Origin of the sequence: Mycobacterium asiaticum (assembly GCF_001673365.1) — a bacterium.
Taxonomy (GTDB): domain Bacteria; phylum Actinomycetota; class Actinomycetes; order Mycobacteriales; family Mycobacteriaceae; genus Mycobacterium; species Mycobacterium asiaticum_A.
On record NZ_LZLS01000156.1, the window covers coordinates 166,816 to 181,844 of the forward strand.

Genomic DNA, 15,029 nt, shown 5'->3' on the forward strand with positions numbered 1-15,029 from the left:
ATGAAGATTTCGCTGTTCTACGAGTTCGCCCTGCCACGACCATGGGTGCCCGACGACGAGCGACAGATGTTGCAGGACTGCCTCGACGAGGTCGAGGCCGCCGACAAGGCCGGGTTTTCCACCGTGTGGCTCACCGAGCACCACTTCCTCGAGGAATACTGTCACTCCACCGCACCGGAGATGTTCCTGGCCGCAGCCAGCCAGCGCACCAAGGACATCCGGTTGGGGTTCGGCATCATGCACCTGCCACCCGCGGTCAACCACCCCGCCCGAGTTGCCGAGCGCATCGCCACCCTGGACCTGATGTCCAATGGCAGAGTCGAATTCGGCACCGGTGAGTCCTCCTCCGTCGGTGAACTCGGCGGTTTCAACATCGACCCTGCCGACAAGCGCGCGCAGTGGGAGGAAGCCCTCGAGGTCTCCATCCGCTGCATGGTCGAGGAACCCTTCTCCGGCTTCAAGGGTGAACACATCGAGATGCCGGCCCGCAACGTCATTCCCAAGCCGCTGCAGAAGCCGCACCCGCCGGTCTGGGTGGCCTGCACCAGGCCCGCCAGCGTGCAGATGGCGGCCCAAAAGTGCATCGGCGCCTTGAGTTTCGCCTATACCGGCCCCGGCCCGCTGACCGAACGGGTCAACGGCTACTACAAAGAGTTCGAGGAGAATGGGGTCCCGGTCACTCCGCAGATCAACCCGAACATCCTGGCCATCGGCGGTGACCTGTCGATGATGGTCGCCAAGACTGACGATCTGGCGCTCGAACGCCTTGGTAAGGGCGGCGGGTTCTTCTCGTTCGGGATCATGCACTACTACATGACCGGGGTGCACACGCCGGGGCGCACCGGAGTCTGGGACCGCTACCTGGAGGAGGTCGAGAAGGATCCCACCCTGGCTTACGGTCCCGGCCGCGGCGCGATCGGCTCGCCGGCCACCGTGCGGGAGTTTTTGCGCGGCTACGAGGAAAGCGGAGTGGACGAGATCATCCTGCTACTCAACCCGCGCAGCCACGAGGGCACCATGGAGTCCATCGAGCTGATGGGCAAAGAGGTGCTGCCGGAGTTCATCGAACGCGACGCAAAGGCGGTGGCCGACAAGGCTGTTCGGTTGGCGCCGGTGATCGAGAAGGTGGAAGCGCGGCGGCCCGAATCGACCATCCCGCCGTTCGACGAGCATTACTCGTTCGGCGGCCTGCCGACCGGACGTGGCGGAAAGTTCACCGCAAGCGAGATTCCCGAAGCGATGGCCGAGATCAACGAGGGCCGTGTCCAGGCGGCGCAACGGTTGAAAGATCAGGCCGAGGGCTAGGCATTGGCGTTTATCGACGAGCTGTGGCGCTACGACGGTCGCCGGGCGGTGGTGACCGGATGCGCATCCGGCATCGGCGCACACGTGGTGCACCAGCTCACCGAACTCGGTGCCGAAGTCATCGGGCTGGACAAACGCCGGCCAGCGCTGGATATCAACGACTTTCGCGAGGTCGACCTGGCCGATCCGGCATCGATCGATCAGGCCGTCGCGTCTATAGCCGGGCCCGTCGACGTGCTGTTCAACGTCGCGGGCGTCTCCTCGGGAATCGGCGATCCGCTGCTGGTCGTCACGATCAACTTCCTGGGCCTACGCCACCTCACCGAGGCGCTGATTCCGGCGATGCCTGCGGGATCGTCGATCGTGAGCGTTTCCTCGCTCGCGGCCGCGGGCTACCGCGAGCATCAGCGGGAGGTCGCGCCGTTGCTGCACACCACGACGATGGCCGAGGGCATCGAATGGTGTGAGCGGCACCGGGATACGTTGGGAGCCGGCTACCAACTCGCCAAGGAAGCGATCATCCTCTACACGATGCGCAGCACTATCGAGCTGGGCGCGCGCGGCATCCGGATCAACTGCACCGGTCCCGGGGTCACGGAGACCCCGATCCTTGACCAGTTGCGCACCGCATACGGACCCGAGTACCTCGAAGGCATTTCCAAGCCACTCGGCCGGGTTTCCGACCCCGCGGAGCAGGCCGCGGTACTGCTGTTCCTGAACAGCAAGGCAGCAAGCTATATTTCGGGCCAGGTGCTTTGGGTCGACGGCGGAAACGTGGGTGCTGCCATCGCCCGTGACCTCCTCGACCTGACTGAGGAAGGGCGGCCCTGATGGCCAACATGACCGACTTTCGCCGGGTCGCTCGAGATCTCAGCAATTGGGGCCGGTGGGGTGACGACGACGAACTCGGCACCCTGAACTTCATCACCCCGCAGAAGGTGCGGCAGGCCGCGGGTTTGGTCCGGCACGGCAAGGTCTTCCCGCTGGGGGTCGACTTCGGCTCGTCAGGACCGCAGGGCGCCTTCGGTTTCCGGCACAATCCCATTCATGTGATGACCGTCGACGGTGGCGATGCCAGCTCGCTGACGCGGTACGGACCGGGGTGGGAAAAGAACCCGACGGCGGCACAACTGAGCGGTTACCTCACCGACAACCCGTTCCGCTTCAACGACGACATGGTCATCATGCCGCTCCAGGCGGCAACACAGTGGGACGCGCTGTCCCACGTGTATTACGAAGATCAGCTGTACAACGGTTTTCCGGCGGACTCGGTGACCAGCCTGGGTGCCTTCCACTGCGGCATCGACAAGGTCGACGTCAAGGGGATCACCTCCCGCGGCGTGCTGCTCGACCTGGTGCGCCACCGGGGCGCGGAAGTGTTCCTCGAGCACGGAAACCCGATCACACCAGCAGAACTCGACGATGTGGCGCGGGCGCAGGGGGTCACGGTCGAACGTGGCGATATCGTGCTGGTCCGGACCGGTTGGTGGACAAGGTTTCTCGCGACCGGCGACAAGGTCGAGCCGTACTCCGGCTTGGACTGGCGCTGCGCGCAGTGGTTGCACGACAACGAGGTGGCCGCGGTGGCTGCCGATAACCTGCAGGTCGAGGATCCGGTGTCCGGCGTCGAGGGCCTGTTCCTGCCGTTTCACCTACTTTGTCTGCGCGATATGGGCCTGATGCTGGGTGAGTACTGGGACCTCACCGCCCTGGCCGAAGACTGCGCCGCCGACGGCGTCTACGAATTCCAGCTCATCGCGCCACCGCTGAGATTTACCGGCGCCGTGGGGTCCCCGGTGAATCCGATCGCGATCAAGTGATGGAGGTGCACCGCAGAACCATCGAAATCGACGGTCTGGTAACGAGTTATCTGGAAGCCGGCCAGGGTGATGCGGTGGTGCTGCTGCACGGTGGCGAGTTCGGAGCCAGCGCCGAACTGGGCTGGGAGCGCAACATCGCCGCACTGGCTGCCCGCTACCGGGTGCTCGCACCGGATCAACTGGGCTTCGGCCAGTCCGCCAAGGTCATCGATTTCGTCAACAGCCGGGCGATGCGGATCCGTCACGTGGCGCGATTCTGCGAGGCTCTCGGGGTCGGGTTGGCGCACTTCGCCGGAAACTCAATGGGCGCCATCAACTTGCTCACCGATGCGACGTCGGATGCGCCGCTGCTCCCGGTACGTAGCCTTGCGATCATCTGCGGAGGCGGGGAGATCCAGCAGAATCACCACTTCGACGCGCTGCAGCAGTACGACGCCACCCTGCCGGCGATGCGAAACATCGTCACGGCGCTGTTCCACGACCCCCGGTACCCCGCCGACGAGGACTTTGTGTGGCGTCGCTACAAGTCGAGCACCGCGCCGGGGGCGTGGGAAGCGGTGGCAGCGGCGCGTTTTCGCCGCCCCAACGCCCCATCGGTGCCGGTGCCGTCGAGTACACGGGCCTACGAACGGATCCGCGTGCCGACACTGGTCGTCGAGGGCCGTGGTGACAAATTGCTGCCGCCCGGGTGGGCGGCCGAGATCGCCGGCCAAATCCGCGACGCACGCTCGGTTGTCGTCGACGACGCGGGTCACTGCCCGCAGATCGAACAGTCAGCGACGGTCAACGACTTGCTGTTGGAGTTCTTCAGCGGTCAGAACACGTAGTCAAGTAGCGTCATCATGCCGGCTTCCTGATGATAAGTGTTGTGGCAGTGCATAACCCATGTCCCCGGGTTATCGGCGAGCAGCACCGCGCGTAGCTTCTTCTTGGGCAGCACGATGACGGTGTCCTTACGGGCGCCGAGTGCACCGTCGGAGTTGATCACCTGAAACGTGTGGCCGTGCAGGTGAATTGGGTGCCACATCATGGTGGCGTTGTCGAAGGTCAGGGTCGGGTGCTGGCCCTCCCGCACGTGCAGCGGCTTGGTTCTGCTGTAGGGCTCGCCGTTGATCGTCCAGTCGTATTTCGCCATCGTGCCGCCGAGCACCACCGGCAGGTCGAGGTTCGGATCGGGACGACCCAAATTGGCTGTGGTCACGGCGGTGAACATATCGACGGTGCCGACTCGTTTGGTGAGTTCGTTTGGTCGGAACTGCGGGTCCGGCGGGTTGCCCTTGCCGGTCGACAGCAAGGCGCGGGCCACGGCGTTCTTACCTTCGGCCGACGCGACCAGCGGGAAGACACCGTCGGCCGCGGTCACGATCACGTCGTAACGCTCGGCCATGCCGATCAGCAACGCGTCGACCTGGGTCGGAACAACCGGATAACCGTCGGTGTGTGTCACGGTCATCGAGTGCCCCGCCAACGCGACGCGGAACGCGGTGTCTGAAGCGGTATTGATGATGCGGATGCGGATCCGCTGGCGCGGCTTTGCGTTGAAGGTGGTGGCCGCCTCGGGAATTCGTCCGTTGATCAGGTAGTAGGGATAGGCGATGTCTCCGGCGTCCCCGCCCAGCAGATCGCTGGTACCGACGGCACCACCCGACATCCCGGGCATCCCGGGCATCGGACTCGGCCCGGTAGTCGTGGTGGTCGTGGTGGTGCTGCCATTCGGGGAGGGTCGGCTCGTGCTGGTCGGCGAAGAAGATGGCGGGGGTGCAGTGGTGCTGGGCGGCGCTTGCATAGGTGGCTTATTGGGGTTGGTCAGCGCGTCGTAAAGCTGTTGTGGGGATTTCCCCACGCCGTCGGTCCAATCATCAAGGACGACAATCCATTCGGCATCATAGTGACCTCGCTCGGTCGGATCGTCGACGATGAATGGAAGATAGAGGCCTTTGTCGCCGTCCAGGCCGGTGTGCGGATGGGCCCAGTAGGTGCCGGAGTCCGGGACCGAGAACCGGTAGGTGAAGTCTTGGCCGGCCGCAATATTGGGGGTGGCTGGTTCGGCACCGTCCATGTTGTTGCGCAGCGCGATTCCGTGCCAGTGCACCGACGTCGGATGGTCGAGTTTGTTGGTAACCGAGACGACGACCTCGTCGCCGATGGTGGCCCTGATCAGCGGGCCCGGGATGGTGTCACCGTAAGCCAGCGTGTCCACGATCGGCCCGCCGATATCGACCTTTGCGGGCTGTGGAGCCAAGCTGGCGGTCACGGTGCGGCCACTGTGTGGACGGGTGGCCTCTGCTGCGTTGATCGCGGCGGACATCGGCGATGACGGGTTCTTGGATTTACCGCATGCGGCCAGTGCGAAGGCACCTGCAACTCCGGCGGCGATGAAGCCGCGCCGGTCCAGAAGTGGCCCGTCGGCGTGGTTACCGCTCGTCGGCCCTACCGGCATAAATCGCTCCTTGTCTCGAGTCCATCGGTCAAAAGCCGTCTTCCAGACTGCTCAGGTATCGGGCATATCGCAACTTGGCTAAGAGCGCCGTTTCGAGCGCCGCAGCCGTTGCCAGATACCCATAGGGGGTATACAGTGGCCGCATGACTGACCAGCGGGCGACCTGGCTACGGTTCGTGATCGCCGCGACATTCCTGGTCGTCCTGGTGCTGAACCAATGCTGGCACCACCAACCGCATCGGCAGACCGCTCATCCGGATCATCCGCTGGCCGCGGTGGTAGGTGGCGAGTTCGCCGTCAACGCCGATCACGCGCACTTCGCCAACGACTTGAAAGCTTCGTGCCCGCTGGACATCGCGGCCCTGCCCCTGCCACGTTCGGACGCAACGCTTTTCGCTCCTAACGCGGTCGACACGGTCCCCGCCGGCCCGCATCTCGACACCGGTTCCGGGCCGGCGGCCGGGCGCGGCCCACCGGGTGTGCTGGGCTTACCGCGCTCCGGCCAGGATCTATTGACGCGTTACTGCCTGGCTCGTCGCTGACTGGTCAGCGTCAGGTCGTAGTGGCGATTCGCCACGCGTTCGGTGACCGCTGACCCACTTTCATGCCGCGCACAGCGCCGGCCTCGAAGCAGAAGCGATGAGAAGAAATGAATTATGACCTGTCCGTCCCCAGCCGATCACACCTCGCCTCGGTGCGTCCCCGCCGGAACCGTTACCGTGGCGTCGAAGAGCCATTTCAACTCGTTCCCAGCCGAAACCGCCATCCCGGCACCATGGTCGGCAATACGCCGGTGCTGTGGGTGTCGGGACGTACCAGCCCGGTTGGCGCTGCCGATCGCGGATTCTGGGCGAAATTGGAAGGATTCAATCCCGGCGGTATGAAAGACCGTCCCGGGCTGCACATGGTCGAACGCGCCCGCGCCCGCGGCGACCTCACGCCCGGTGCCGCGATCATCGAATCGACTAGCGGCACTCTGGGTTTGGGGTTGGCCCTGGCGGGCAACGTGTATCGGCATCCCGTCACCCTGGTTACCGACCCCGGGTTGGAGCCGATTATTGCGCGCATGCTGACCGCCTACGGTGCCCGCGTCGACGTGGTCACCAAGCCACATCCGGTAGGTGGTTGGCAGCAGGCGCGCAAGGATCGGGTCGCGCAGTTACTGGCCGCCGAGCCCGGCGCGTGGAACCCCAACCAGTACGGCAATCCCGACAATGTTGACGCCTACGGTTCGCTGGCGCTGGAGCTCGCGGTCCAGCTCGGACGTGTCGACGTCCTGGTGTGCTCGGTGGGTACCGGCGGCCATTCGGCCGGTGTAGCGCGCGTGCTGCGGGAATTCAACCCGCAGATGCGGCTGATCGGCGTGGACACCATCGGATCCACCATCTTCGGTCAGCCCGCGTCGAGTCGGCTGATGCGCGGACTTGGTTCGAGCATCTATCCCGGCAACGTCGACTACGACGCGTTTGACGAAGTGCACTGGGTGGCTCCGGAAGAGGCCGTGTGGGCGGCACGCAACATGGCGATCACCCACTACGCCAGTGGCGGGTGGAGTGTCGGGGCAGTGGCACTCGTTGCCGGCTGGGCGGCGCGCACCCTACCCGTCGACACCACCATTGCCGCGGTGTTCCCGGACGGCCCGCAACGGTACTTCGACACCATCTACAACGACGATTACTGCAACGAAAACGGCCTGTTAGGTGGGCCACCGCCCACCGACCCCGACGAGATCGCTTCGCCGAGCGATGCGGTCGTCAGCCACTGGACGCGCACCACCTCGGTGGTCAACCCGATCCGGGCGGTGGCGTGATGAGCTTTCTGGCTCAGTTCCGCAGTTTCAACCATCCCAGCCGGGTGCTGATGGTCAACCAATTCGGCATCAACGTCGGTTTCTACATGCTGATGCCCTACCTCGCCGACTATCTCGCCGGCCCGCTTGGCTTGGCGGCGTGGGCGGTCGGCCTGGTATTGGGGGTGCGCAACTTTGCTCAGCAGGGCATGTTCTTTGTCGGCGGCACGTTTGCGGATCGGTTCGGCTACAAACCGCTGATCGTGGCGGGATGTCTGTTGCGCACCGGCGGCTTCGTGCTGCTGGCGGTCGCGCAGTCCTTGCCCAGCCTGATAATCGCCTCGGCGGCAACGGGTTTCGCCGGTGCGCTGTTCAATCCCGCGGTACGCGCCTACGTGGCCGCGGAAGCCGGCGACCGCGAAGTCGAGGCGTTCGCGGTATTCAATATCTTCTATCAGGCCGGGATCCTGTTGGGTCCGATGCTCGGGCTGGCGCTATTGACCCTGGACTTCCGGGCGACGGTGCTGGGCGCGGCCGCGGTGTTCGCCGTGCTGACCGTCGCGCAGCTGTTGGCGTTGCCGCAGCACGAGATCGACGCCGATGCCGAACGCAGCTCCATCTCCCATGACTGGCGCACGGTGCTGGGCAACCGACGGTTCCTGGGTTTCGCCGCGGCGATGACCGGTGCCTATGTCCTGACGTTCCAGATCTATCTAGCACTTCCGCTGCAGGCCGCGCGGTTAGTGCCGGGCCGGCAATCGGTGCTGGTGGCAGCGATGTTCGCGGTGTCCGGACTGGTCGCGATTGCCGGCCAGCTGCGGATCACCGGGTGGTTTGCCGAGCGCTGGGAAGCCGGACGCAGCCTGGTTGTCGGAGCGGTACTTCTGACGTGTTCCTTCGCGCCGCTGGCATTGGTTTCGAACGGACAGCGGTTCGGCGTGGCGGCTGGCACGGCAACTGGGATAGCCGCGTTGCTGCTATCGGCCAGCCTGCTCGCGGCCGCTTCGGCGGCGGTGTTTCCCTTCGAAATGCGAACGGTGGTAACCCTTTCGGAGAACCGCCTGGTGGCCACGCACTACGGGTTCTACAGCACGATCGTCGGCGTCGGAATACTGCTCGGCAACCTCGCCGTCGGTGCTTTGATGAGTCTCGCGCACCGTTTGAACGTCGACGGATTGGTCTGGGACGGTTTGATTTTGGTCGGTATCGTCACCGTCGTGGGTCTGCATCGGCTGGACAGGTCCGCGCGAGGGCTTGGTAGAGCAGCCGGGTGTACTTCTGGGTCCGCTCCGATCCAGCAGAGGTGACCTGACCCATCTTGTTCATCACATAGGCAAACGTCATCCGGCGCTCAACGTCCATGACTACCACCGAGCCGCCCCAGCCGCCCCAGTAGCAGATCCGCCCATTCGGAATGTCGGGTACCGCTTCGGGTTTGGGCAACGCAAAGCCGATTCCCCATCGGGCAGGCATCCCCAGTACCAGATCGATGCCATCGGCCTGCTCGGCGAAAATCAACTCGACGGTTTCGGGTCTGAGCAGCTGAACCCCATTTGCCCTGCCGTTCAGCGAGATTGCCGACAAGGCCCGTACCAGTGAGCGGGCGTTGCCGTGGCCGTTGGCCGCGCCGATGTCCGCGCGTCGCCAGGCGGTGGTCTGGGCCGTCAGTGCGGCTTCGGAATTCGGCGCCAGCATTCCGAACGTCTTGCGCATCGGATGGTCTTCCGGCACCGCGTCCAGCGGTACGTCCAACGAAGGCGGGGGGATCAGCTCGGCGATACGGCTATCGTCCTCGGGCCGCGCTCCGATCTGAATGTCGGCACCCAGTGGTGCCGCAATCTCTTGCCGCACGAATTCTTTCAACGTCTGGCCGGTGATGCGGCGGACGATCTCTCCGATGAGGTGGCCGCTCGTCATGACGTGGTAACCGGAAGCGGTGCCCGGTGCCCACCAGGGCGCTTGCGCGGCCAGGTGCGCGGCGGCCTTGTCCCAGTCGTAGACCTCCTCGATGGTGAATGGCAGTTCCCAACCCGATACTCCCGAGGTGTGGCTCAACACGTGGCGCACCTGGATATCGTGCTTTCCGTTCGCGGCGAACTCGGGCCAGTAGGCGGCGACGGGAGCGTAGGGGTCGAGGTCGCCGCGGTCGATCAGCAGCAGCGCGGCGAGCGAGGTGATGTTTTTGGTGCTGGAGAAGACGTTGACGATGGTGTCGTGGTTCCACTGGCGGGTCTTGGCGCGGTCGACGTATCCACCCCACACGTCGACGACCAGCTCGCCGTCGATGTCCACCGCGATCGCCGCGCCGAGTTCGCCGCCGGTCTCGATCTCGTCGGCAAGCGCGGCCGCCAGATCGGTAAAGCGAGGGTCGTGGTGTCCGGCTAGGACGGCGCCTACCGCGGCTTCGCAAAACTGTTGAGTCATCGGTCTCCCTTTGTTTGTCCGGTCAACCGAGAATGCGGGCGGGAATGGTCGAAGAGCATTGGTCAGATCGCGTAATTCGCCAGGCGCGCTCGGCTAGCGGATTTATACGCATTTGCGCTGATGTTGAACGGGGCCGGCAGTAGGCAGTCTGGCTAGCATGGGTGAATCTGATCCCCGCGCGGACACGCCGCCGATGGACTGGAGCGAGCTGGGCGTGAGCGAACTGCCGACCGGAACCGTGACGTTGCTGCTGGCTGACGTCGAAGGGTCCACCAGTCTGTGGCAGAGCCGCCCTACCGAGATGACGGCAGCGGTGGCCCGCCTGGACGCGACGTTGTCGCGACTGGTGGGGGCTCACGACGGCGTGCGTCCGGTGGAGCAAGGGGAGGGCGATAGCTTTGTCATCGCCTTCAGCCGCGCCAGCGACGCCGCAGCGTGTGCGTTGGCGTTGCAACGCGCGCCGCTGGCGCCGCTTCGGCTGCGAATTGGCTTGCATTCCGGCGAGGTTCAGCTGCGTGATGATGCCAACTACGTCGGGCCCACCATCAACCGGACCGCCAGGGTGCGCGACCTGGCCCACGGCGGGCAGACGGTGCTGACCGCCGCCACCGAGCAGTTGGTGGTCGACCACCTACCGCCTGGGGCCTGGCTTACTGATCTGGGCAGCCATCAGCTGCGCGACTTGACCAGGCCCGAACGCATCCTGCAGCTGTGCCACCCCGACCTGCGCACCGATTTCCCGCCGCTGCGGTCCTCGAATAGCGCTGTAACACCGCTGCTTCCGACACCGCTGACGAGATTCGTCGGGCGTGGCGACGAAATCGCGGAGCTACGGCGACTTTTCGGCCTGCACCGGTTGGTCACATTGACCGGCGCGGGCGGCGTGGGCAAGACCCGCCTGGCCATTGAGCTGGCAGCGCGAATGGCCGAGGAGGCGGACGCCGGGGTCCACTACGTCGACCTGGCCCCCCTGGCCTCCACAGCCGACCCCGGTCTCGTCGAGGCGGCGGTTGCCAAAGCAATGGGATTGCATGATCAGGCGGGCCGCGCGATCGTCGACGTGCTGGCCGCACGCATCGCCGACCGTGCCGTGCTGATCGTGCTGGACAACTGCGAGCACCTCCTGGAGGCGGCCGCGACGCTGGTTGCCGTCTTGTTGAGCCGTTGCCCCGCCCTGCGGCTGTTGGCTACCAGCCGCGAGCCGCTGCACACGGCCGCAGAGGTGAACTGGCAGGTGCCCTCGCTACCGCTGGCCGACGAGGCCGTCGAGCTGTTCAGCGATCGGGCCCGACTGGTGCGCCCTGACTTCCTCGTCAGCGAGAGCAATGCGCAGGCGGTTGCCGAGATCTGTAGCCGCCTCGATGGCATGCCGCTAGCCATCGAACTCGCTGCCGCCCGGATGCGCGCGATGTCGGCGGCCGACATCCGCGACAGCCTGCAAGATCGTTTCTTGCTGCTCACCGGCGGCGCGCAGACCGCCGTACGGCGCCAGCAGACCTTGCGCGCCTCAGTGGACTGGTCGCACTCAATGCTCACCGACGCCGAGTGCGCCCTGTTCCGCCGGCTGGGTGTGTTCGCCGGGAGCTTCGACCTGGATTCCGCCGTGACGATATGCGGTGGGGAGGGTGTGCAGCGCTATCAAGTGCTCGACCAGTTGACCCTGTTGGTAGACAAATCACTGGTCCAGGCCGATGACGTCGCCGACCGGACCCGCTACCGCTTGCTGGAAACCATACGCGCCTATGCGCTGGAGAAGCTGAACGAGTCCGGTGAAGCCAAGGTGGTGCGCGCCAGGCATCGCGACCATTACACCGGTCTGGCCGCCGCGCTGGATGCGCCGACGCGCAACGACTTTCGGCATCACGCCGCGCGACTCGAAGCCGACATCGACAACCTGCGCGCCGCGTTCAATTACAGCAGTGAAAACCGGGACGTGACAAAGGCTTTGCAGCTGGCATCGTCGCTGCAACCGCTCTGGGAAGGTCGCGGACGGCTGCGGGAGGGGCTGGCTTGGTTCGATTCGATCCTCGCCCAACCGGATCTTGACGCAGTTGACCCGGCAATACGAGTACGCGCGATAGCCGACTACGCGATGCTGAAATCATTGACCGCAACAGCGGAAAACGTCGAGCAGGTGCATCATGCGCTCGAAATCGCCCGCGGGCTAGATGATTCGGCACTACTGGCCAGGATTCTGACTGCCTGCGGATGCATCGCCATCCTCGACTTCGATTCGGCCGCAGGTTATCTGGCCGAAGCGAGCGAATTGGTCCGCCTGGCGGGCGACGACTGGAGGCTGTGTCAAATCCTGGGTCGGCAAGCCTATTTCGCGGCCATGGCCGGTGACCCGGTAGCCGCCAACGCACTAGGTGGCGAAGGGGCCGAGTTGGCTGGTGCTCTCGGCGACTGGCTGAGCGAGCACCTGTGCCGTTGGAGCCTAGGCATGTCTCAGATGTTTTGCGCGGATCTGGACGGCGCCGTCGAAACCTTCCGCGCCGTCGTAACCGACTGTGAATCCGACGGCGACATGGTCGGCATGATGTTGTGCTTGGTCAGCCTCGGTTGCACGCTGTTCTACCGCGGCGATATTGCCGAAGCGCACGACGTCGGCCGCGCGGCGATGACGGCTGGGGCAGAACTCGACGACATGTTGGAACTCGCGGCGGCGACCGTGGTGGCCATGGCTGCCGTAGCCGACAGTGATCGTGCCACCGCCCACGAAGTCGCCACGAAAGTCTGGGCGCATCCTGGCGTCCACCGTGGGACGGTGGCGATCAGTGCTGTGACTCTGTGTGCGCATCTTTACGGTGACCTGGCCAAGGCGCAGGAATTCGCGGACGAAGGCGTCGCCACCCTGGCCGGCTGGCACAGGATGTGGGCGCTGATCATTCGCGCATACGTCGCGATGGACCGCGGTAACTACGACCAAGCTCGCCGAGATGCCCGGCACGCGCTGTCGGAGGCCGCTGGTCGGCTCGGGGTGCCGACTGCCTTGGAGATCCTCGGCAGGCTGGCGGCTGACGGCAATAGCCAAGCGGACGCGGCCCGGCTGTTCGGTGCCGCCGATGCGATCCGCGCCCGCACCGGCGAATTCCGCTTCCCGATGTACCGCGAGGCCTACCGGGTTGCCGTGGATTTCTGTCGTGACAGTATGGGAGACAACGACTTTCAAGTCGCATGGTCGGAGGGTGCGAAGCTGTCGAGCGATGAGGCGATCAGCTATGCGCTGCGCGGGCGTGGTGAACGCAAGCGGCCGGGCGCCGGATGGGCGGCACTGACTCCGACCGAACTCGAGGTCGCGCGCCTGGTGAGCGAGGGGCTGGCGAACAAGGACATCGCCGAACGTCTGTTCATCTCGCCGCGCACGGTCCAAGCGCACCTGACGCACATGTACACCAAGTTGGGCTACACCTCCCGCGTGCAACTGGCCCAGGAAGCGGTGCGCCGAGACCAGCTCGCTTGAGGCGCTCCCCCTAGCGGTGAGGTCACGTTTCGGTAGGCCTTTGGTGTGAATTTCGTCAGCTTTCGAGATATCGGCACAACAATGCATTAACCTAAAGTGAACGGAAGGTAAACAAGGTCTAGAACGGCTGGTCAGGGGGAGGTGACCCAGGATGGATTTCGGCGCGCTTCCCCCAGAGGTCAATTCCGGCCGGATGCACGCCGGCTCCCGATCGCGGTCGATGCTCGAGGCCGCGCACGCGTGGGACCGGCTGGCTGACGAACTCTTTGGCACCGTCAACGCCTACCGGTCGACCGTCGCAGCACTGGCCGCCGACGGCTGGCAAGGCTGCGCGGCAGATGCGATGTCGGATGCCGCCGCTCCCTATCTGCGCTGGTTGACCCGCACCGCCACCCAGGCTGAGGAGATCGCCGGGCAGGCCAGGGCCGCAGCCGGCGCCTTCGACGACGCGCTCGCGGCCACGGTGGCACCCTCGGTCATCGATGCCAACCGGGCCCGCGTGGCGCTGCTGAGTGCCACGAATTCCACGGGGCAATCCACCCCGGAGATCGCAGCGCTGGAAGCCGACTACGGCGAGATGTGGGCACAGGACGCCGCGGCGATGTACCGCTACGCGGCGGCCTCGGCTGTGGCTGCCACCCTGCCGACGCTGGCCCCACCAGCGCTGGGCTACAACATGCCCGCGCTGATGGGTTCCGACGAGGACGACGGCATGCCGGCGATGCTGGCCCCGGGAATGCCCGCGGTGCCCCAGGCCCTACGAAGCCTGGCGGGACCGGTCCGATCGGCCGCGGTCACCTCCGGTATCACCAGGTTGCTACGCCAGTGCAAGTTCGTGTCACCGATGAGTCTGTTTGCCTCCGCGATCAGCTCCTCGCGGAGCATGACCTCCTCCGGTGCCTCGGCGCGGCCTAAGCTGCCGGCGCAGCCCGACATGAAGCTGGCGGTCGGCCAGGGTGTGGTGGTCGGCCGATTGGTGGTGCCACCGAGTTGGGGTGCGGTGGCGATGGGCGTCGTGCGCGCCATCGCTTAATCGGCACAGCTTGCATAGCCTGATCAGACCGCGGAGCCACCGCCATCCACGTGCAATGTCGAACCGGTGATGAAGCTGGCCCGAGGGGAACTCAGGAACAGCACCGCTTCGGCAATCTCGGCCGCATACGCGGTTCGGCCCAGCGGCAGCGCCTTGCCCAGTTCCTCGTTGACGTCACCCCATGCGGCTTCGACGCCGGCCGTACGGGTCGGGCCGGGTGCCACACTGTTCACCCGCACCCCACTGGCTCCGAACTCGGCGGCCCATGTCCGGGTGAGGGATTCCAGGGCCGCTTTGGAAGCGCTGTAACCGGAGGCCCCCGGTACTCCTTTGGAAGCGACCATGGTGGTGACGTTGACAATGCTGCCCTTGCCGCGCTGCAGCATGGCCGGCACCAGCCCGGCTACCAGGAAATATGCGCCCCGAACGTTCGTGTCGAACATCGTCTCGAATGAGCCCAGGTCCTGATCGACCGTCAGCGCCGAGGGAAAACTCGCGGCGTTGTTGACGATGATGTCTACCTCGCCGCACTGCTGAACCAGCGCGGTCACCGAGTCGGCGTCGGCCATGTCGGTTTGGACGAACCGAGCGTTTGCACCAATGGCCTCGACGGCCCGCTCGCCGCGGACCGGGTCACGGCCCGAGATGATGACGGCGGCGCCCTCGCTGGCGAGCAGTCGGGCCGATTCCAGCCCGATGCCCGCCGTTCCGCCGGTGACGACGGCAGTGTGATCGATCAGTTCCATGGCTGATTC

The 15,029-nt window shown here is 65.3% G+C and carries 12 protein-coding genes; 9 read left to right on the forward strand and 3 right to left on the reverse strand.

Annotated elements, in window-relative coordinates; all coding sequences use genetic code 11:
- The 4 genes from A5634_RS17095 to A5634_RS17110 are packed head-to-tail and all read left to right on the forward strand — an operon-like array spanning position 1 to position 3,952.
- Positions 1-1,305, forward strand: coding sequence for an LLM class flavin-dependent oxidoreductase (locus A5634_RS17095; RefSeq protein ID WP_065145206.1), 1,305 nt, complete (start codon positions 1-3; stop codon positions 1,303-1,305).
- A gap of 3 nt (positions 1,306-1,308) precedes the next feature.
- Complete coding sequence (locus A5634_RS17100; protein WP_065145207.1) at positions 1,309-2,136, forward strand: coniferyl-alcohol dehydrogenase; 828 nt, start codon at positions 1,309-1,311, stop codon at positions 2,134-2,136.
- Positions 2,136-3,125 (forward strand): cyclase family protein, encoded by a 990-nt coding sequence (locus A5634_RS17105; protein WP_065145208.1) that lies wholly within the window; start codon positions 2,136-2,138, stop codon positions 3,123-3,125. The genes A5634_RS17100 and A5634_RS17105 overlap by 1 nt, the downstream gene beginning before the upstream one ends.
- The gene (locus A5634_RS17110) at positions 3,125-3,952 is read left to right on the forward strand and encodes an alpha/beta fold hydrolase (RefSeq protein WP_065145209.1); all 828 of its coding nucleotides are present in this window, start codon (positions 3,125-3,127) and stop codon (positions 3,950-3,952) included. The genes A5634_RS17105 and A5634_RS17110 overlap by 1 nt, the downstream gene beginning before the upstream one ends.
- Here A5634_RS17110 and A5634_RS17115 read toward each other — a convergent pair.
- On the reverse strand, positions 3,940-5,565 hold the full coding sequence (locus tag A5634_RS17115) for a multicopper oxidase family protein (RefSeq protein WP_065145210.1): 1,626 nt from the start codon (positions 5,563-5,565) through the stop codon (positions 3,940-3,942). The genes A5634_RS17110 and A5634_RS17115 overlap by 13 nt on opposite strands.
- Before the next feature lie 143 nt (positions 5,566-5,708).
- Between A5634_RS17115 and A5634_RS17120 the strand changes: the two genes are divergently transcribed.
- The 3 genes from A5634_RS17120 to A5634_RS17130 all read left to right on the forward strand — a co-directional run bounded on the left by A5634_RS17120 (position 5,709) and on the right by A5634_RS17130 (position 8,661).
- Positions 5,709-6,107 carry a hypothetical protein gene (locus A5634_RS17120; RefSeq protein WP_065145211.1) on the forward strand — a complete coding sequence of 133 codons (399 nt, stop codon included), beginning with the start codon at positions 5,709-5,711 and terminating at the stop codon, positions 6,105-6,107.
- Between the two features lie 107 nt (positions 6,108-6,214).
- Positions 6,215-7,375 (forward strand): PLP-dependent cysteine synthase family protein, encoded by a 1,161-nt coding sequence (locus A5634_RS17125; protein WP_065145212.1) that lies wholly within the window; start codon positions 6,215-6,217, stop codon positions 7,373-7,375.
- Positions 7,375-8,661 carry an MFS transporter gene (locus A5634_RS17130; RefSeq protein WP_065145213.1) on the forward strand — a complete coding sequence of 429 codons (1,287 nt, stop codon included), beginning with the start codon at positions 7,375-7,377 and terminating at the stop codon, positions 8,659-8,661. The genes A5634_RS17125 and A5634_RS17130 overlap by 1 nt, the downstream gene beginning before the upstream one ends.
- On the opposite strand, the gene A5634_RS17135 is transcribed toward A5634_RS17130, so the two are convergent.
- A complete protein-coding gene (locus tag A5634_RS17135) occupies positions 8,564-9,778 on the reverse strand; it encodes a serine hydrolase domain-containing protein (protein WP_065145214.1) in 1,215 nt (404 codons plus the stop codon). The two genes, A5634_RS17130 and A5634_RS17135, sit on opposite strands and share 98 nt — an antisense overlap.
- Before the next feature lie 193 nt (positions 9,779-9,971).
- Between A5634_RS17135 and A5634_RS17140 the strand changes: the two genes are divergently transcribed.
- Both A5634_RS17140 and A5634_RS17145 read left to right on the forward strand, forming a co-directional pair.
- On the forward strand, positions 9,972-13,241 hold the full coding sequence (locus A5634_RS17140) for a LuxR family transcriptional regulator (RefSeq protein ID WP_155769588.1): 3,270 nt from the start codon (positions 9,972-9,974) through the stop codon (positions 13,239-13,241).
- A 151-nt stretch (positions 13,242-13,392) separates the two neighbouring features.
- Positions 13,393-14,274 carry a PPE family protein gene (locus A5634_RS17145; protein ID WP_081290488.1) on the forward strand — a complete coding sequence of 294 codons (882 nt, stop codon included), beginning with the start codon at positions 13,393-13,395 and terminating at the stop codon, positions 14,272-14,274.
- Between the two features lie 23 nt (positions 14,275-14,297).
- Here the strand turns inward: A5634_RS17145 and A5634_RS17150 are convergent, their stop codons facing one another.
- The gene (locus tag A5634_RS17150) at positions 14,298-15,020 is read right to left on the reverse strand and encodes an SDR family NAD(P)-dependent oxidoreductase (RefSeq protein WP_065145216.1); all 723 of its coding nucleotides are present in this window, start codon (positions 15,018-15,020) and stop codon (positions 14,298-14,300) included.
- Positions 15,021-15,029 lie beyond the last annotated feature (9 nt).